The sequence below is a fragment of the Streptomyces sp. NPDC058697 genome, from assembly GCF_042715345.1.
Taxonomy (GTDB): domain Bacteria; phylum Actinomycetota; class Actinomycetes; order Streptomycetales; family Streptomycetaceae; genus Streptomyces; species Streptomyces liliifuscus.
Genome location: NZ_JBHXSU010000025.1, coordinates 101,570 through 119,023, shown reverse-complemented (window position 1 = coordinate 119,023; position 17,454 = coordinate 101,570). Strand labels below are relative to the sequence as shown.

General features: G+C 71.2%; 18 protein-coding genes. 11 read left to right on the top strand and 7 right to left on the bottom strand.

The window, feature by feature from the left end:
- Positions 1 to 52: 52 nt before the first annotated feature.
- The gene (locus ACFWXQ_RS38295) at positions 53 to 904 is read right to left on the bottom strand and encodes a transglutaminase-like domain-containing protein (protein WP_383947822.1); all 852 of its coding nucleotides are present in this window, start codon (positions 902 to 904) and stop codon (positions 53 to 55) included.
- Positions 905 to 921: 17 nt separating this feature from the next.
- Positions 922 to 2,025, bottom strand: coding sequence for a GNAT family N-acetyltransferase (locus ACFWXQ_RS38290; RefSeq protein ID WP_383947825.1), 1,104 nt, complete (start codon positions 2,023 to 2,025; stop codon positions 922 to 924).
- 141 nt (positions 2,026 to 2,166) lie between these two features.
- On the opposite strand from ACFWXQ_RS38290, the gene fdxA reads away from it, so the two are divergent.
- Positions 2,167 to 2,487 carry a ferredoxin gene (gene fdxA / locus ACFWXQ_RS38285; RefSeq protein WP_019058397.1) on the top strand — a complete coding sequence of 107 codons (321 nt, stop codon included), beginning with the start codon at positions 2,167 to 2,169 and terminating at the stop codon, positions 2,485 to 2,487.
- Positions 2,488 to 2,658: 171 nt separating this feature from the next.
- The gene (locus ACFWXQ_RS38280; RefSeq protein ID WP_383956462.1) at positions 2,659 to 3,759 is read left to right on the top strand and encodes a bifunctional succinyldiaminopimelate transaminase/glutamate-prephenate aminotransferase; all 1,101 of its coding nucleotides are present in this window, start codon (positions 2,659 to 2,661) and stop codon (positions 3,757 to 3,759) included.
- Positions 3,760 to 3,890: 131 nt separating this feature from the next.
- Here the strand turns inward: ACFWXQ_RS38280 and ACFWXQ_RS38275 are convergent, their stop codons facing one another.
- The gene (locus ACFWXQ_RS38275) at positions 3,891 to 4,298 is read right to left on the bottom strand and encodes an ATP-binding protein (RefSeq protein ID WP_359719752.1); all 408 of its coding nucleotides are present in this window, start codon (positions 4,296 to 4,298) and stop codon (positions 3,891 to 3,893) included.
- 364 nt (positions 4,299 to 4,662) lie between these two features.
- Positions 4,663 to 5,688, bottom strand: a complete 1,026-nt coding sequence (locus tag ACFWXQ_RS38270; RefSeq protein WP_383956459.1) for a heavy metal transporter — start codon at positions 5,686 to 5,688, stop codon at positions 4,663 to 4,665.
- An 85-nt stretch (positions 5,689 to 5,773) separates the two neighbouring features.
- Between ACFWXQ_RS38270 and dapE the strand changes: the two genes are divergently transcribed.
- Together dapE and ACFWXQ_RS38260 are read left to right on the top strand one after the other, a co-directional pair.
- Entirely contained in the window at positions 5,774 to 6,853 is a 1,080-nt protein-coding gene (dapE, locus tag ACFWXQ_RS38265; protein WP_383956456.1) for a succinyl-diaminopimelate desuccinylase, read from the top strand.
- A gap of 106 nt (positions 6,854 to 6,959) precedes the next feature.
- On the top strand, positions 6,960 to 7,718 hold the full coding sequence (locus ACFWXQ_RS38260; RefSeq protein ID WP_383956453.1) for a TIGR00730 family Rossman fold protein: 759 nt from the start codon (positions 6,960 to 6,962) through the stop codon (positions 7,716 to 7,718).
- A gap of 211 nt (positions 7,719 to 7,929) precedes the next feature.
- On the opposite strand, the gene folP is transcribed toward ACFWXQ_RS38260, so the two are convergent.
- Positions 7,930 to 8,790: a dihydropteroate synthase gene (gene folP, locus ACFWXQ_RS38255; protein ID WP_383954381.1), complete on the bottom strand. Its 861-nt coding sequence runs from the start codon at positions 8,788 to 8,790 to the stop codon at positions 7,930 to 7,932.
- Between the two features lie 149 nt (positions 8,791 to 8,939).
- Here folP and ACFWXQ_RS38250 point away from each other — a divergent pair, with 149 nt between their 5' ends.
- Both ACFWXQ_RS38250 and ACFWXQ_RS38245 read left to right on the top strand, forming a co-directional pair.
- Positions 8,940 to 9,293: a DivIVA domain-containing protein gene (locus ACFWXQ_RS38250; protein WP_055614046.1), complete on the top strand. Its 354-nt coding sequence runs from the start codon at positions 8,940 to 8,942 to the stop codon at positions 9,291 to 9,293.
- Positions 9,290 to 9,874 (top strand): DNA-3-methyladenine glycosylase I, encoded by a 585-nt coding sequence (locus tag ACFWXQ_RS38245; RefSeq protein WP_383954383.1) that lies wholly within the window; start codon positions 9,290 to 9,292, stop codon positions 9,872 to 9,874. The genes ACFWXQ_RS38250 and ACFWXQ_RS38245 overlap by 4 nt, the downstream gene beginning before the upstream one ends.
- A gap of 55 nt (positions 9,875 to 9,929) precedes the next feature.
- Here the strand turns inward: ACFWXQ_RS38245 and ACFWXQ_RS38240 are convergent, their stop codons facing one another.
- Positions 9,930 to 10,736 carry an enoyl-CoA hydratase/isomerase family protein gene (locus tag ACFWXQ_RS38240; RefSeq protein ID WP_383954385.1) on the bottom strand — a complete coding sequence of 269 codons (807 nt, stop codon included), beginning with the start codon at positions 10,734 to 10,736 and terminating at the stop codon, positions 9,930 to 9,932.
- 370 nt (positions 10,737 to 11,106) lie between these two features.
- Here ACFWXQ_RS38240 and ACFWXQ_RS38235 point away from each other — a divergent pair, with 370 nt between their 5' ends.
- The gene (locus ACFWXQ_RS38235) at positions 11,107 to 11,274 is read left to right on the top strand and encodes a DUF3117 domain-containing protein (protein WP_003966491.1); all 168 of its coding nucleotides are present in this window, start codon (positions 11,107 to 11,109) and stop codon (positions 11,272 to 11,274) included.
- 145 nt (positions 11,275 to 11,419) lie between these two features.
- Here ACFWXQ_RS38235 and ACFWXQ_RS38230 read toward each other — a convergent pair whose 3' ends face one another.
- Complete coding sequence (locus ACFWXQ_RS38230) at positions 11,420 to 12,118, bottom strand: O-methyltransferase (RefSeq protein ID WP_383954395.1); 699 nt, start codon at positions 12,116 to 12,118, stop codon at positions 11,420 to 11,422.
- A gap of 214 nt (positions 12,119 to 12,332) precedes the next feature.
- Between ACFWXQ_RS38230 and sigE the strand changes: the two genes are divergently transcribed.
- From sigE to ACFWXQ_RS38210, 4 genes are all read left to right on the top strand, one after another.
- Positions 12,333 to 13,034 carry an RNA polymerase sigma factor SigE gene (gene sigE / locus ACFWXQ_RS38225; RefSeq protein ID WP_200396019.1) on the top strand — a complete coding sequence of 234 codons (702 nt, stop codon included), beginning with the start codon at positions 12,333 to 12,335 and terminating at the stop codon, positions 13,032 to 13,034.
- Positions 13,031 to 13,987, top strand: a complete 957-nt coding sequence (locus ACFWXQ_RS38220; RefSeq protein WP_383954387.1) for an anti-sigma factor family protein — start codon at positions 13,031 to 13,033, stop codon at positions 13,985 to 13,987. The genes sigE and ACFWXQ_RS38220 overlap by 4 nt, the downstream gene beginning before the upstream one ends.
- 690 nt (positions 13,988 to 14,677) lie before the next feature.
- Positions 14,678 to 16,504 carry a trypsin-like peptidase domain-containing protein gene (locus ACFWXQ_RS38215; protein WP_386270234.1) on the top strand — a complete coding sequence of 609 codons (1,827 nt, stop codon included), beginning with the start codon at positions 14,678 to 14,680 and terminating at the stop codon, positions 16,502 to 16,504.
- Between the two features lie 211 nt (positions 16,505 to 16,715).
- Positions 16,716 to 17,174, top strand: a complete 459-nt coding sequence (locus ACFWXQ_RS38210) for a sec-independent translocase (protein WP_383954391.1) — start codon at positions 16,716 to 16,718, stop codon at positions 17,172 to 17,174.
- The last annotated feature ends 280 nt before the right edge of the window (positions 17,175 to 17,454 follow it).

Genomic DNA, 17,454 nt, shown 5'->3' with positions numbered 1-17,454 from the left:
ACCCGCGCTACAACAACAGCCCTATGGCGCTTGGGCGAACGATCCGTGAGACTCAGTTGAGCATGGCCCGAGCGGCCCGAGCCTGACGCCGAACCCGATCGGCCGCAGGCTCATCAACGGCAGCCACAACCTCCGCATACGCATCGAGTTCCACCGCCCCCGCGAGAAAGTCCCCCCGCTCGACGAGCAACTGCGCCCGTTCATACCGAAGCCGGGCGGGATGTGACGGCAGCAGCAGGGAGCAGTCAACGGCCCAGAGGGCCACATCGGACCGTTCGGGCCGAGCCGCGGCCCAGGCACGGACGTTGTTGAGGATCCGCAGGACGACGTCCAGCGGATCCGCGGGCGACAGCATCGCAGGATCCAGCGGCGCCCCCGTGGCCCCGGCCACGAGCAACTCCGCATCGGTCCCGGTCAGCACCCGGCCCCCGTCGAACGGGTCGGCGAGAACCTGCTGCTCCGGCGGACCGAATCCCACGATGAAGTGCCCCGGCAGAGCAACCCCGTACACCGGGGCCCCCGCCCGCCTCGCGACCTCCATCCACACCACCGACAGCAGGATCGGCAGCCCGCGCCGCCGCCGCAGCACCTCGTGCAGCAGCGAGGAGTCCAGCCGCTGATAGTCACCGGGCGTACCCCGGAACCCGCAGCGGCCGCCGAGATGCTCGGCGAGCGCGGTGGCCCAGGACCGCGGTCCGCCGGGCCGGAACGGCAGCTCCCCGGCCAGCCGGTCCAGCTCGATCTGCGCCGCGTCCAGCCCGGTCTCGTCCAGCTCCCCGTCCGCCTGGGCGCCCACCAGCAGACACAACGCCGACAGATCGGGCCGCTCGGCCCGCGCCTCGTCGCCGAACCGCCGCCGCCACTCGGCGCTCCGCTCGGGCCCGGGAGGATGAAGAGGACGCATAGCTGCCTCGTGCCCTTTCACACCGATCGATACCGCTCTGTGGCTCCGCCACGGATTTCGCCGCCGCGGAGGCGACCGACGCGTCCGTCGGCACCTGCAGCGGCCCCGCCGCCCGTTGCCGCAGGCCCGCGATAGTGGTGGTAGGCGTGATGCGCCGCGAAGCCCATGCCCTCGTACAGGGCCCGGGCGCCCGCGTTGTCGGCCTCCACCTGGAGCCAGGCCGCCGAGGCGCCCTCGGACAGCGCCCGGCGGGCCAGGGCGGCCATGACCGTGGTGGCCAGGCCCTGGCGGCGCAGGGACGGATCGACCTCCACCGCCGCGAACCCGGCCCAGCGTCCGTCGACCACACAGCGGCCGATGGCCGCCGGTATGCCCGGTTCGGCGCCCGGCACGGTCGCGAACCACACCGAGGGCCCGCTGCCCAGCACCTCCAGGGCCACCCCGCTCACGCCCTTGCGCTGGTAGCGGCCGAGCCATGCCTCGTCCGCCTCGCGCGCCAGCACGACGGTCCGGTCCGGTCCGGGGTCCGGGAGATCACCGATCGGCGCCAGAGCACCGATCCACATCTCCGCGGTCACCTCGCGCACCCACCCCCGCGCCTCCAGCTCCGCGCACAGCAGCTCCTGCGTGCCTTCGGCCCCGGTCGCGGTCTGCACGTACGCGGGCAGCTCCCGGGCCGCGTACCACTCCCGTACGAGCGACAGCGCGTCGTCCAGCGGGACGCCCGGCTCGCCGAGCGGCAGCACCGAGTTGGCCCGCCGGGTGAACCCCGCGGCGGCCCGCAGCTCCCACTCGCCGAGCGGCTCCCGCTCGACCGGCTGCCAGGCCCGGGCGGCGACCCGCGCCAGCTCCTCGTACGATGCCGCCGGGCCTCTGCGCCGGGCCGGCGCAGAGGGGACGACCTTGCCCGCCACCAGCGCCGATTCCGGAATACGGACGCTCTCCCCGGACCGTCGTGTGATCAGCAGCACACCGTCGTCCCATGATGTGAGAACTCCAACCGTGTCGGTGAACTTCTCACCCTCAGGAGGGTCTTCGCGCAACCGTCGCACCGAGACGCGTTTCCCCACGTCAGCGGGGGTAACACGGACTTCGAGACGGAAGTGTGCGGAGAATTCCACAGCTCAGTCCAACCCTCCTGTTCGGATCATGCCCAAGAACGGAGATACTAGGTGCGGGCATCGACGACGCCGCGCTCCCGCGCGCCAGGTGGCGGAGCCTGAAGACGGCTCGCCAGCGCCCTATCGAGGAGGAACGACAGCGTGACCTACGTCATCGCGCAGCCTTGTGTCGACGTCAAGGACAAGGCGTGCATCGAGGAGTGCCCGGTCGACTGCATCTACGAGGGCTCCCGGTCCTTGTACATCCACCCGGACGAATGCGTCGACTGTGGTGCCTGTGAGCCGGTCTGCCCGGTGGAGGCGATCTTCTACGAAGACGACACTCCCGAGGAGTGGAAGGACTACTACAAGGCGAACGTCGAGTTCTTCGACGAGCTCGGCTCGCCCGGCGGTGCCAGCAAGCTGGGACTCATCGAGCGCGACCACCCCTTCGTCGCAGCGCTGCCGCCGCAGAACCAGTAAGCGGTACGTACGCCGGGGCCCCGCCCAGCGACGCTGTGGCCCCGCCCCAGCGGTAGAAGCGCCGCCTCGGTCCCGTACGGCCTGCCGCCGTACGGGACCGAGGCGTTTGCCGTACGTGCCACCCGTCCGTACGGACGCCCCCTGTCCGTACGAGAAAGTGAGCCAGAACCCGTGTCCGCAGTCTCCGACCGGCTTCCCACCTTCCCCTGGGACAAGCTGGAGCCCTTCAAGGCGACGGCCGCCGCTCACCCGGGCGGCATCGTCGACCTGTCCGTCGGCACCCCGGTCGACCCGGTGCCCGACCTGATCCAGAAAGCTCTGGTCGCGGCCGCCGACTCGCCCGGCTATCCCACGGTGTGGGGCACGCCGGAGCTGCGGGACGCCCTGGTGGGCTGGTGCGAGCGACGGCTGGGCGCACGGGGCCTCACCCACCGCAACGTCCTGCCGGTGGTCGGCTCCAAGGAACTGGTGGCCTGGCTGCCCACCCAGCTGGGCCTGGGCCCCGGCGACCGGGTCGCCCACCCGCGCCTGGCGTACCCGACGTACGAGGTCGGCGCCCGCCTGGCCCGCGCGGACCACGTGGCGTACGAGGACCCGACGGATCTGGACCCCACCGGCCTGAAGCTGCTGTGGCTGAACTCCCCGTCGAACCCGACCGGCCGGGTGCTCTCCCTCCCGGAACTCACCCGGATCGTGGCCTGGGCGCGCGAGCACGGCATCCTCGTCTTCTCCGACGAGTGCTACATCGAGCTGGGCTGGGAGGCCGACCCGGTCTCGGTCCTGCACCCCGAGGTGTGCGGCGGCTCGTACGAGGGGATCGTGTCGGTCCACTCGCTCTCGAAGCGGTCGAACCTCGCGGGCTACCGCTCGGCGTTCCTGGCCGGTGACTCCGCCGTCCTCGGCGACCTGCTCCAGATCCGCAAGCACGGCGGCATGATGACCTCCGCGCCCACACAGGCCGCGACGGTCGCCGCCCTCTCCGACGACACCCACGTCCAGGAACAGCGCGCCCGCTACACCGCCCGCCGCACCGCCCTGCGCGACGCCCTCCTGGCCCACGGCTTCCGCATCGAACACAGCGAGGCCAGCCTCTACCTCTGGGCCACCAGGGACGAACCCTGCTGGGACACCGTCGCCCACCTCGCCGACCTCGGCATCCTCGTGGCCCCGGGCGACTTCTACGGCCCCGCAGGCGACACCTTCGTACGAGTAGCCCTAACGGCAACGGACGACCGGGTAGCAGCAGCGGTAAACCGCCTGGCGCCCCGTTAGGGGCGCGGGGAACTGCGCGACCAGCCACACACAACCCGCACCCGCCCACCGACCGGGCAAGAGGGAACACAAGAGAAGGGGCCCAGGGAGGAAACTCCCTGAACCCCTTCTCCGTAAAGCCCCCGGGGGGCTTAGCCGAGCGGCAGACCCTGAAGCGGCAGCTGCCCCGCCCCAGGCAACCCACCACCGGTGGCCCCCGCAGCGTCCCCGAGCACCTCACCCGCGGTCCCCGCGGCATCCCCCGCGGTCTTCTGCGCGGCGGGAGTCGTGGTCTTGACGGCCTTGCCGCCGGTCTTGCCCGCGGTCGGCACGGCCTTCTTGACGGCCTTGCTGCCCGCGTCACCCGCGAGCCCGGTGGCGTTCTGCGCGGCGCCGTCGACGGTGGTGCCCGCGTTGTCCAGCGCGGTCAGCCCGCCGAGGTCGGGGGTGGCCGGCAGTTCGGCCGCGCTCGCGGAGCCGGCCGCACCGACCCCGGCTGCCGCTCCCGCTGCGACGAGCAGCGCGGCACGGGCGATCCGGCGGGTCAGGGGGAGGGACATGATGCTCCTTTGACGGAAGAGAACGGTGAAGTGTCGTGCCGTGCCCGGCAGTTGACCGGCTGGCTGTCGGTCTGCCGTCGATCGACCGGCTGTTGATCGTTCCGGGCTCGGACGCAGTGACTACCGCTCGAAGTCCGCGAAGGTTGCGGTGGCCCAACGTAAAGAGTTGGTAATGCGTCGCATTATCGGCTGTGGAGAAACCCGGGCAAAGAACGCCCGGTGAGAAAGTCTGCCGAATGGCTACGGCCCTTTGCTCCCAAGGGATTTCGCGGATTCGCGAGAGGTGCGGGAAGGGCCGGAGGAAATACCTGGCCGGCCGTCGACATGCCGCGCCGGGCATACCCCCAACGGGTGACGGCCCGTACTACTGCCCGGTGACGATTCGGACCTCGCCCGTGGAGTTCCACGCACCCGAGTCGTCGCGCCACTCGCTCCGGGTGTTCCCGGCCGTCCACGCCCGGCCCGCGTACGAGACGCGCTCGACGTGCAGCGCCGACGAGTTGGCCACGGCCCAGTGCGCCAGGGCCCAGCCGCGCCGCCGCTCCCCGCCCTGCGCGGCCGGGGTCTTCGGGACGGTGACGGTCACGGTGCGTGTGCCGTCGGGGCCGTTCGAGGCGGTGGACGAGGTCGACGGTACGGCCGTCGACGCGGACGCAGAGGCCGAGGGCGTGGCGGCCACTTCGGCGCCCGTCTCCTGGAACGCGTCGCGCCCGAAGTCCCGTACGAGCGCGGCACGCACCGCGTCCGGGCCCTCGGGCGGTGTGCTCGGACGGCCCTCGCAGGTGAAGGTGGCGGCCGCGCGGCCGGTCAGGGCGGCGGCGAGGAGCGTGGCGTCCGGCTCGTGCTTCGCGTACGCGTCCGGGAAGCCGCTGCGCTGGACGCGCTGCGCGGCGACGGTGAGCGGCAGCTCCGTGTAGTCCGGCACCTTCTCCAGGTGCTCGTAGAACTCGCCCGCCGCGTACGCCGGGTCCAGGATCTCCTGCTCGGTGCCCCAGCCCTGCGACGGCCGCTGCTGGAACAGGCCCAGCGAATCACGGTCGCCGTGGCTGATGTTGCGCAGGGCGGACTCCTGGAGGGCCGTCGCGAGGGCGATCGTGACGGCGCGCTCGGGCACACCGCGGTTGGTGCCGACGGCCGTGATCGTCGCCGCGTTCACGGCCTGTTCCGCCGTGAACTGGTACGACGCTCCGTCGCCCCTGCCGGAGACGACCGTGCACTTCGGTTCTCCTGTGCTCCCTGTCAGGTACTGCACGGCGAGATAGCCGGCGAGGGCGAGCAGCACGGCGAAGGCGGCTCCGGAGCGGAGGAGACGGCCACGGCGTACGGACCTGGCGGAGGTGGGGGACGGCTCTGGCACGCGTACAAGGTACTGGAGAGTACTGTCGGCCATCTGTGGGACTGTGGACAAGCCGGTGACGGCAGAGGTATCAGGCCACCGACAGGGCCGCCGCGCCCGCCGCGTTAGGGTCGACGGCATGGCCGACACCCAACTTGACCTCGCCCTGGACGCCGCCCGGCTCACCGCGCGGCTCGTCGACTTCCCCTCCGAGAGCGGCACCGAGAAGCCCCTCGCGGACGCGATCGAGGGCGTGCTGAGTGCCCTGCCGCACCTGACGGTCGAGCGGTACGGCAACAACGTCGTCGCGCGTACGAACCTGGGCCGGGCCGAGCGCGTGATCCTGGCCGGCCACATCGACACGGTCCCGATCGCCGGCAACGTGCCCTCGCGCCTCGACGAGGACGGCGTGCTCTGGGGCTGCGGTACCTGCGACATGAAGTCGGGCGTCGCCGTCCAGCTGCGGATCGCGGCCACGGTCCCGGCCCCCAACCGCGACCTCACCTTCGTCTTCTACGACAACGAAGAGGTCGCCGCACACCTCAACGGGCTGAAGCATGTGTCCGAAGCACACCCGGAGTGGCTGGAGGGCGACTTCGCGGTCCTCCTGGAGCCGTCCGACGGGCAGGTCGAGGGCGGCTGCCAGGGAACCCTGCGGGTGCTGCTGAGGACGACGGGCGAGCGGGCGCACTCCGCGCGCAGCTGGATGGGGTCCAACGCCATCCACGCCGCCGCCCCGATCCTCGCGCGCCTCGCCGCCTACGAGCCGCGCTACCCGGTCATCGACGGCCTGGAGTACCGCGAGGGCCTCAACGCCGTCGGCATCTCGGGCGGGGTGGCGGGCAACGTCATCCCCGACGAGTGCGTGGTGACCGTCAACTTCCGTTACGCGCCGGACCGTACGGAGGCCGAGGCACTGGCCCATGTCCACGAGGTCTTCGCCGACTGCGGAGTCGAGGAGTTCGTGGTCGACGACCACAGCGGCGCGGCGCTGCCGGGCCTCTCCCACCCCGCGGCCGCCGCGTTCATCGAGGCCGTCGGGGGCACGCCTCAGCCCAAGTACGGCTGGACGGACGTCTCCCGCTTCAGCGCGCTCGGCGTCCCGGCCGTCAACTACGGCCCCGGAAACCCGCATCTGGCACACAAGCGGGACGAAAGGGTGGAAACCGCCAAGGTCCTCGCGGGCGAGGAGCGGCTGAGGGCGTGGCTGACCGCCTGACCCGTACCTGACGGCTGTTCATGGCGGACATGTCGGCGTCCCCCCTCCGTAACCCGCGTAGATCTACGCTGGGGTGGAACGACCCGCACGCGTGAAGGGAGCGGACATGGCTACTGGCAACCCGGAGGGCAAGAAGCGGCCACCGGAGGAGCAGCGGCTGGGCCCCGTGCTGCGCAGGCGGGGGCAGGTGCAGGCGAGCACGACGGACCAGCGGCTGCTGGACGCGGGCGGGCCGTCGGACTGGGTCCACACCGACCCCTGGCGGGTGCTGCGCATCCAGTCGGAGTTCATCGAGGGCTTCGGCACGCTGGCCGAACTGCCGCCCGCGATCAGTGTGTTCGGCTCGGCGCGGACGCCGGCGGACTCTCCGGAGTACGAGGCGGGGGTCGCGCTCGGGCGCGGACTCGTCGAGGCGGGCTTCGCCGTGATCACGGGCGGTGGTCCCGGTGCCATGGAGGCCGCCAACAAGGGCGCCTGCGAGGCGAAGGGCATCTCCGTCGGGCTCGGCATCGAGCTGCCCTTCGAGCAGGGGCTCAACCAGTACGTCGACATCGGCCTCAACTTCCGCTACTTCTTCGTCCGGAAGATGATGTTCGTGAAGTACGCCCAGGGGTTCGTGGTCCTGCCCGGCGGGCTCGGCACCCTCGACGAACTCTTCGAGGCCCTCACCCTCGTCCAGACCCAGAAGGTCACCCGCTTCCCGATCGTCCTCTTCGGTACGGAGTACTGGGGCGGCCTCGTCGACTGGCTCAAGAACACCCTGATCGCCCAGGGCAAGGCCTCCGAAAAGGACCTCCTCCTCTTCCACCTCACGGACGACGTGAACGAGGCGGTGGCGTTGGTTTCGAAGGAGGCGGGGAGGTAAGGGGCTTTTTCTTCGCCCCCGCCGCCCCTACCCATTCCCGTCCCTTACTCAGGGGCTCCGCCCCCGAACCCCCGCTCCTCAAACGCCGGAGAGGCTGACTACCAGCCCGTCCGGCGTTTGAGGACGAGGCCGTTCAGGCCGATGGGGGGTCTGGGGGCGCAGCCCCCAGGAACGGGATGGGACGGGTAGGGGCGGCGGGGGCGAAAAAGCCCTACGCCAGCCCCCGCCGGGCGACGGCGGGCGGGCGGTGGCCCGCGATCGATGCCACCATGTCCAGGACCTGCCGCGTCTCGGCAACCTCGTGGACCCGGTACACCTGAGCCCCCAGCCACGCCGACACGGCGGTGGTCGCGAGAGTCCCCACCACCCGCTCCTTCACCGGCCGATCGAGCGTCTCACCCACAAAGTCCTTGTTGGACAGCGACACCAGCACGGGCCACCCCGTCTCCACCATCTCCCCGAGCCGCCGCGTCGCCTCAAGACTGTGCCGCGTGTTCTTCCCGAAGTCGTGCCCGGGATCGATGAGCACGGACTCCCGCGCCACCCCCACCTCCACGGCCCGCTCGGCCAGCGCCAGCGTCACCCGCAGAATGTCGGCCATGACGTCGTCGTACGCGATCCGGTGAGGACGGGTCCGGGGCTGGGTCTCACCGGCGTGCGTACACACCAGCCCGACCCCGTACCGCCCGGCGACCTCCGCGAGCCGCGGATCGACCCCGCCCCACGCGTCGTTGAGCAGGTCCGCGCCCACCTCGCACACGGCCTCGCCCACCTCGTGCCGCCAGGTGTCGACGCTGATGATCACGTCGGGGAAACGGCGCCGCACCTCGGCGACGAAGCCGACCGTCCGCCGTGCCTCTTCCTCGGCCGTGACCTCCTCGCCAGGTCCGGCCTTGACCCCGCCGATGTCGATGATGGCGGCGCCCTCGGACACCGCCTGCTCCACGCGCGCGAGCGCGGGCTCGTCACGGAAGGTGGCGCCCTGGTCGTAGAAGGAGTCCGGGGTCCGGTTCACGATCGCCATGATCACCGGCTCGTGCGCCTCGAACTCGCGCCTGCCCAGCCTGAGCATCCCCTGTGACCTCTCCCAGTAGTTGGCAACGGTTGCCGCCGTTCCGCCGCCTGCGACCCTAACTGTCAGAGTCGCATGGCACGATCGGAGCCTGATACTTTCCGCGCCGACGCGTCCGCGTCGGCATCCAGAGTGTGGGGACCTCAGCGATGTTTATGTTTTTGTTCCTGGTCGTCGCCCTCGTCGTCGTGGTCGGCGCGGTGACTCTCTCCGTGGTGGGCGGCGGTGAGAGCGGGGCCCTCCCCGAGACCCCGCCGGAGCGCCTCCAGGACCCGCTGCCCCTGGACCGCCCCGTGCACCGCGGTGACGTGGAGGCCCTGCGCTTCCCGCTCACGATGCGCGGCTACCGCATGGCGGACGTGGACGACGCCCTGGGCCGCCTCGGCGCCGAGCTGGCCGAGCGGGACGCCCGGATCTCCGACCTGGAGGCCGCGCTGGCCGGAGCGGCCCACGCGGCCCGGTCCACCTCCCTGGAGAAGCCCGCCGAGGAGGACCACCGGTGAGCGACGCCCTGAAGGGCCCCGACGGCGCCCTGCGCTGCCCCTGGGCCCTGTCCACCGAGGACTACGTGGCGTACCACGACGAGGAGTGGGGCCGCCCGGTCCACGGCGACGACGCGCTGTACGAGCGGCTGTGCCTGGAGGCCTTCCAGTCAGGTCTCTCCTGGATCACGATCCTGCGCCGCCGCGAGGGCTTCCGTACCGCCTTCGCGGGCTTCAAGATCTCCGAGGTCGCCACGTTCACGGACGCCGACAAGGAGCGCCTCCTCGCCGACCCCGGCATCATCCGCAATCGCGCCAAGATCGAGGCGACGGTGGCCAACGCGCGCGTACTCACCGAGTGGGCGCCGGGCGAGCTGGACGAGCTGATCTGGTCCTTCGCCCCCGACCCCACGACCCGCCAGGCCCCGAAGACCCTCGCCGACGTCCCCGCGGTCACGGACGAGTCGAAGGCCCTCTCCAAGGCCCTCAAGAAGCAAGGCATCCGCTTCGTGGGCCCCACAACGGCCTACGCCTTGATGCAGGCCTGCGGCCTGGTCAACGACCACTTGGCAGATTGCGTGTCCAGAGGCGCCGCCCCTTAGGGGCGCGGGGAACTGCGCGACCAGCCCCCACCGGCCCGCAGCTCCCCACAAACGGTCACCGCCCCAGATACTTCGGCTTCTCCTTGTCGACGAACGCCCGCACAGCGATCACATGGTCCTCGGAGGACCCGGCCCGCGTCTGCAACTCGTCCTCCTTCTCCAAGGTCTCCTCCAGCGAGTGGGTCAGCCCATAGGCAAGAGACTCCTTGAGCGCCGCGTACGCCAGAGTCGGCCCCTCGGCCAGCCCCCGAGCCACCTTCACCGCCTCGGCCGCCAGCTCGGCAGAAGGCACGACCCGATTGGCGATCCCCACCTCGTACGCCTCCTGCGCGGTGATGCTGCGCGGAAACAGCAGCAGATCCGCGGCGCGCGAAGGCCCGACGACCCGGGGCAGCGTCCACGAGATCCCGGAGTCGGCGGTCAACGCGACCCCGGCGAACGACGTGTTGAAGGCAGCCGTGTCGGCGACGATCCGATAGTCCGCCGCCAGCGCGAAACCGAAGCCGGCGCCGGCCGCGACCCCGTTGACCGCCGCCACGACCGGCTTGGCCGCCCCGGTGAGGGCCCGCACGATCGGGTTGTAGTGCTCCTGGACGGTGCTCATGACACCCCCGCCCGAGCCGGACTCGCGCGCGGCCATCAGCCCGCCGATGTGCTCCTTGAGGTCCTGGCCCACGCAGAAGGCCCGGTCGCCGGCGGCGGTGAGCAGGATGGCCCGTACGGAGTCGTCCGCCGCGGCCGCCTGTGCCGCCTCGCGGAAGGCGACCTTGGTCTCGATGTTCATCGCGTTCATCGCCTCGGGGCGGTTGAGCGTGATCGTCGCGAGTCCGTCGCTCACCTCGTAGAGCACGGTGTCGGCCATGGGGGTCCCCTCCGGTTCGCGGCTCCGTCGTACCCGTCGGTACGTTCTGGTCTGAGGACAGCATGGCGGAGATCATGAGCGGCGGCGTGGTTCGGACATGTGACCTGCGTCAAAGAATTCCGGCGTCCGAAAGTCCATGCAGCGGCTCGGCAGCGGCGCAGTATCGCAGCCACTTCGGCGAATTGAGTGGTTTTGCTCAAGCGCGTTGCGCAAGCGATGCCGACTGATGTTGGTCATCGGGTCCTGAGATGCGGGATAATGGCCTGGAAGCAATGTGTTCGATGCCGGTGACGCGTGTCCGACGAGAGGATGCGTGCCCTTCAGTGGGGCCGTCGGCGACGATGAGCTGGTTTCAGGAAGGGGAACGAGCATGGCGGCCATGAAGCCGCGGACGGGCGATGGCCCGCTCGAGGTGACCAAGGAGGGGCGGGGCATCGTCATGCGCGTTCCGCTCGAAGGCGGCGGTCGGCTCGTCGTCGAGCTGACCCCTGACGAGGCCGACGCGCTCGGCGACGCCCTCAAGAAGGTCGTCGGCTGACGCGGAACGCGACCATACCTGTCCACTGCCCCGGCATCCAAAGTGATGCCGGGGCAGTGGGTTTTCAGGGGTACGTCAGCCACGTATGCCATGCGTGTTCGCGCAGGTCAGCAGGGGTTCAGGGGTGGTCCGGCGAGAGGTCGGATCAGCGCTTGACCGCGCACAGCAGGCCGTCGCCCACCGGCAGGAGCGAGGGAATCAGCTCCTGGCTCTCACGGACCGCGCGCAGCAGTTCGCGCAGTCGCAGGACCTCCGTGGGCTGCGGGCCCGACTCCACCGTCCGGCCATTCGCGAAGACACCCTCGAAGGCGACCAGGCCGCCGGGCCTGAGCAGGCGCAACGATTCAGCGAGGTAGTCGAGGCTCTCGAGGCGGTCCCCGTCGCAGAAGACGAGGTCGTAGCCGGCGTCCGCGAGCCGGGGCAGGACGTCCAGCGCGCGGCCCGGGATGAAGCGGGCCCGGTTGCTCGCGAAGCCGCACGCGCGGAAGGCCTGGCGGGCGAACTGCTGGTGCTCGGGCTCCGGATCCACCGTCGTCAGTACACCGTCCGGCCGCATGCCGTGCAGAAGATGCATTCCGGAGACCCCGGTGCCGGTCCCGATCTCCGCGACCGCCTTTGCGTCCACGGTGGCGGCGAGCAGTCGCAGCGCGGCGCCCGTGCCGGGCGACACAGAGCGCAGCCCTGCGTCCCGGGCCCGGTCCCGGGCCCAGTGCAGTGCTTCGTCCTCGGCGACAAAGGCGTCGGCGAACGCCCAGCTCGTCAGCCGGTTGCCGGTAATGGCCCTCTCCTGTCCCCGTGGTTGCCTGGGCGTGACTGTATCCGTTGCCGCCGGGAACCCGCAGATGGGACCAGGCGTTTAGAGGGGGTGGAGAACTACGCGGGGGTAGCAGATGGATCAGGACACCGAGCAAGTGCTGACGCAGCCATATGAGCGCGTATCAATTTCTCGTAAAACCGCTTATCCGGAGCTAACGGGCGAGGTGGCTATGGTAGGGGCTCCACCGGACACCACCAGAGCCGACAGGGGAGGTGCGGCTGCGCCTGTGGATCGGGGAGGGGTGCTGAGGCGCCTGCTCAGATCGGCGGGTGAGCCGAAATCTGTGAACGACACCGCTGACCGTTTCCGCACCGCTGACTCCGCTCAGACCGCGACCTTCACGTCCGACGCGGACTCGCAGGCGTGGACTCCGCCCACCTGGGAGGAGATCGTCAGCACGCACAGCACCAGGGTCTACCGTCTCGCGTACCGCCTGACGGGCAACCAGCACGACGCCGAGGACCTGACCCAGGAAGTCTTCGTCCGGGTATTCCGTTCCCTGTCGACGTACACACCGGGCACCTTCGAGGGCTGGCTCCACCGCATCACCACCAACCTCTTCCTGGACATGGTCCGCCGCAAGCAGCGCATCCGTTTCGACGCCCTCGGCGACGACGCGGCCGAGCGCCTGCCCAGCCGCGAGCCCTCCCCGCAGCAGGTCTTCAACGACACGCACTTCGACGCGGACGTCCAGCAGGCCCTCGACACCCTCGCCCCGGAGTTCCGCGCCGCGGTCGTCCTGTGCGACATCGAAGGCCTTTCGTACGAGGAGATCGCCGCGACCCTGGGCGTCAAGCTCGGCACGGTCCGCAGCCGCATCCACCGCGGCCGCTCCCAGCTGCGCAAGGCGCTCGCCCACCGCTCGCCCGAGGCCCGTGCCGAGCGCCGCGGTTTCGCGGTCACCGGAGTGCCCGCTCTGGGAGGAGGGGGCGCGAGCGCGTGAGTGGATCACGGCTTAATCCTGCCGATCGGCCCCTTACCGAGCAGCACCTCGGAGACCGGCTCTCCGCCCTCGTGGACGGCGAGCTCGGTCACGAGGCGCGCGAGCGTGTCCTGGCACACCTCGCCACGTGCGCCAAGTGCAAAGCCGAGGCCGACGAGCAGCGACGACTGAAGAACGTGTTCGCGGAGGTCGCTCCGCCACCCCCTTCGGAGAGTTTCCTGGCCCGTCTGCAGGGGCTCCCCGGAGGAGGTGACCCGGACAGCGACGGATCGCCGCTGGGCGGGGGAGGGTTCGGCACGTCCGGAGTCTTCGGCATGAAGCCGGACTCCTTCGGCTACGTGCCGTCCGGCCCCCATGCCGCCGTGCTGCCCTCCGAGCAGCGCGGGTTCCGTATCCATGACATAAGCCGGCGTGAGGCCGAGCGGTCGGCCTCACGGGGCCTGCGCTTCGCGGCCGCCGCGGCCGGTGCCGTGTCGCTCGCCGCGATCGCGCTCGGCGGGGTGTCGACGGGCATGCCGACGGACACCACGGACGCGCGCGGCGGGTCCGGCTCCGGAAGCAATGTGACGCCGATGCGGACGTCGAACGTGGGCGGGGCGACCAACTCCGACTCGCAGCGCCGCCGGTCGCTCACACCGCTGCTCGCACAGGGACAGCGCTCCTTCACCGGGGAGGGGGGCGCGCAGACCGAGTTGTCCGCGCCGCTGCTGCCCGGGGTGCCCGCGCCCCTGACACCCTCGCCGGCCGAGCAGGGCGCGCGCACGCTGCACGCGCTGACTACCCCCGTGGTGGCCGGTGCCGCCGCCATGTCCCCGCTCATACGCCCCTTCAGCCCCGCCCCGCCGGTCGCGCTGACCGCGTTCTCGACGGCGTCGGAGCTGGAGACGTCCCTGCTGCCGCTCGTGCCGCCGTCCGACTCGTCCGCCTCACCTTCGCCTTCCTCCCCCGGCTGAACCGGCACTCTGCGCGGCGGCCTGTGAACCTGGTTGAATCCAGGGATGGGCCGCGCCCGCGGTAGAAACCCGGGCTCGGAGTGGACAAACCGCGGTGACCGCCAACGCGTCGAGCCGCGGGTCAGGTGTGGGGAGAGCATGGACGAGGGGAAGCCCACGAAGCCGAAGTGGTGGAGCCGGCCCCGGACCCACGTGCCGGAATCCGCTCCGATGGACCCGGCTTCCGCGGGGGACGGCACGAGTGGGTTCCACGGGGGCGACATGGACGGCGACTTCGAGCTGGAGAAGCCCTTGGGTGCCCCGGGCGGCTCCGGTGCGTCAGGCGGGCCGGGTGGCCCAGGTGGCTCCGGTGCCGCTGGTGTCTCGGACGGCGCGGGCCTTTCCGGCGCTGCGGGTGCGACCGGCGTCGCGGACGCCCCGGGCGGCGATGCCCCGACCGGTTCCACTGCGGCGCCGAGCCAGGTGACGAGCCGGGTACCGGGTCAGACACCGACCCGGGCTGCGAGCGAGGTGCCGGCTGACGCGAGCGGTGGCGCCGACGCGGCCGGTGAGGGGGCCGAGCCTTTGGGGGAGCGGCCCCGGCTTCTGGACGAGCGGCCCGAGCCTCGAGGTGAGCGGTCCAGGCTTCTGGATGAGCGGGCTGAGCCCAGGGGCGAGCGGCCCGAGTCTCTGGGGGAGCGGCCCGAGCCTATGGGCGGGCGACCCGAGCCTCTGGGCGGGCGACCCGAGCCTACGGGTGAGCGGTCCAGGCTTCTGGATGAGCGGGCTGAGCCCAGGGGTGAGCGGCCTGAGCCTCTGGGCGGGCGGCCCGAGCCTACGGGTGAGCGGCCCAGGCCTCTGCACGACCCGGATCCCTACAGCACGCCGCCCTACGGCGGGCCCGGTCCCTGGGCTCCCGCGCCCCCGGTTCAGCATCCGGGGACGACTCCCGCGCACGGCACGGCCGGCGTCCATGCCGTGACTCCGCCCCACGGCAATCCGGCAGGAGCCGGGCCCGAGGACTCCGCCCCGCGGCCGGCCGCCACACAGGGCATCCTCGGATCGGCGCTGCCTTCCGGCTACCACCAGACGGCGGCGCCCCTCCATGGCGCTCCCGACCATGGCCCCACCGACCATGGCGCCCCCGTGTCGGCCCCTGGACCCCACCCCTCGGCCCCGCATGCCCCTGGACCGCATGCCCCGGCCGCCCCCGCACCCATGCCCCAGGCCGACGCCCAGGCCCACCTTCAGACGTACCCCAACACGCACCCCCAGGCCCACCCCAACACGCACCCCCAGGCCCACCCCAACACGCACCCCCAGCCCCACCCCCCAGCGCCCCACACCCCCTGGCAGAACTACGACCCCTGGGCCGTCGCTCCCCTCCAGCAGAACGGGGCGGCCGTCGAGACCACGACCGGGCGGCGTCGGCGTACGGGGCGGGCGCTTGTTCTCGGGGCCGCGCTCCTCGCTCTCGTGTCCGGCGGCGTCGGCGGGGCCGTAGGGGCGTATCTGGAGCGCAACGGCGGGATCGACGACGTCGAGCTGCCGCAGGCCGGGACCGAGGCCAAGGGGCGGGCCGCGGACAGCGTGGCCGGGATCGCGGCCAGCGCGCTGCCCAGTGTGGTGACCCTGCATGTGAGCGGGTCGGAGGCGCAGGGCACCGGCACCGGGTTCGTGCTCGACCAGCGCGGCCACATCCTCACCAACAACCACGTGGTCGACCCGGCGGACGGCAGCGGCGAGATAACCGTGACCTTCAGCGGCGGCCAGACCGCCAAGGCCAAGGTCGTCGGTCACGACAGCGGCTACGACCTCGCCGTCGTGAAGGTGAGCGGTGTCAGCGGCCTGAAACCGCTGGCCCTCGGAAACTCCGACAACGTCCAGGTCGGCGACCCGGTCGTGGCCATCGGTGCCCCCTTCGACCTGGAGAACACCGTCACCGCGGGCATCATCAGCGCCAAGGAGCGCCCCATCACGGCGGGTGGTGAGGAGGGCGACGGCAGCGACATCTCGTACGTGGACGCGCTGCAGACGGACGCCCCGATAAACCCCGGCAACTCGGGCGGCCCGCTGGTCGACTCCAAGGCCCGGGTCATCGGCATCAACAGCGCCATCCGCTCCGCCGACAGCGGCTCGGACCTGGAGGGCGGCCAGTCAGGATCGATCGGCCTCGGGTTCGCCATCCCCATCAACCAGGGCAAGCGCGTCGCCGAGGAGCTCATCAACACCGGCAAGGCCACGCACCCGGTGATCGGCGTGACGCTCGACATGGACTACAGCGGCGACGGCGCCCGCGTCGGCACCAAGGGCAACGACGGCAGCCCCCCGGTCAACCAGGACGGCCCCGGCGACCGGGCCGGCATCAAGCCCGGGGACGTCATCACCGAGGTCGACGGGCAGCGCGTGCACTCCGGCGAGGAGCTCATCGTCAAGACCCGGGCCCACCGCCCCGGCGACCGCCTGGAGCTGACGCTGGAGCGCGACGGCAAGGAGAAGAAGGTCACCCTCGTCCTCGGTTCGGCCGGCGGCGACTGACGGAACGATCGCGCGGGGCGACCGACAGGAACTTCACAGGAAGCGGGCCGAACCAGGGCCCCATCAGGCAAACATCCTGGAAAACCCGGCGTGTACACGCGGTCGGAGGGCCCTGGACAGTACCGGACAGACAGGATCGCCGGGTACCGTGGACCCGGCCCGGACCACGGAACGACCTGCCGAGGGCCGAGGACATCGCAAGGAGCTGAAGGTGTTCAATGACATAGGACCGCTCGAGCTCGTGACGCTCGTTGTCCTTGCCGTGCTCGTCTTCGGCCCGGAGAAGCTCCCGAAGATGATCCAGGACGTCACGCGCACCATCCGCAAGATCCGTGACTTCTCGGAGAGCGCCAAGGCGGACATCCGCGAGGAACTCGGCCCGGAGTTCAAGGACTTCGAGTTCGAGGACCTCAACCCCAAGACGTTCATCCGCAAGCAGCTGGACAACGACGAGCTGGGGCTCAAGGAGATCCGCAACGGCTTCGACCTGAAGAAGGAGATGGCCGACGTCACGGACGCGGTGCACGGCCGCGAGTCCGAGTCCTCCGCCTCCTCGTCGTCCCCGTCGTCCTCCTCGTCCGGTTCCACCGGCGGCACCGTCGACATGACGAAGAAGCGCGAGAAGCTCGACCAGGACGAGCGCCCGCCGTTCGACGCCGACGCGACCTGAGCCGCTCGCGGCCGACCGGTCGCTCGGCCGACCGGCCCTGACCTGGACCGACTCGGGCCGCTCCGAACGGCCCGGGTCCAAGGCGTACGCCCGCGGGCCGTCGACATGCGGCACGCCCGCAGTCCGGAACGCGCTCCGGCCGGGTCGCCCGGCTGCCCGCACCCCTTTTTCCCGTACGCCGCCTGCGTTCTGCCTGCTCAGAGGGGGCCGGATCTGACGCGTACGCGACCCACGAGCCGACCGGTTTCGCGGGTCGCCGCGGACCTGTGGCTATCCTGCC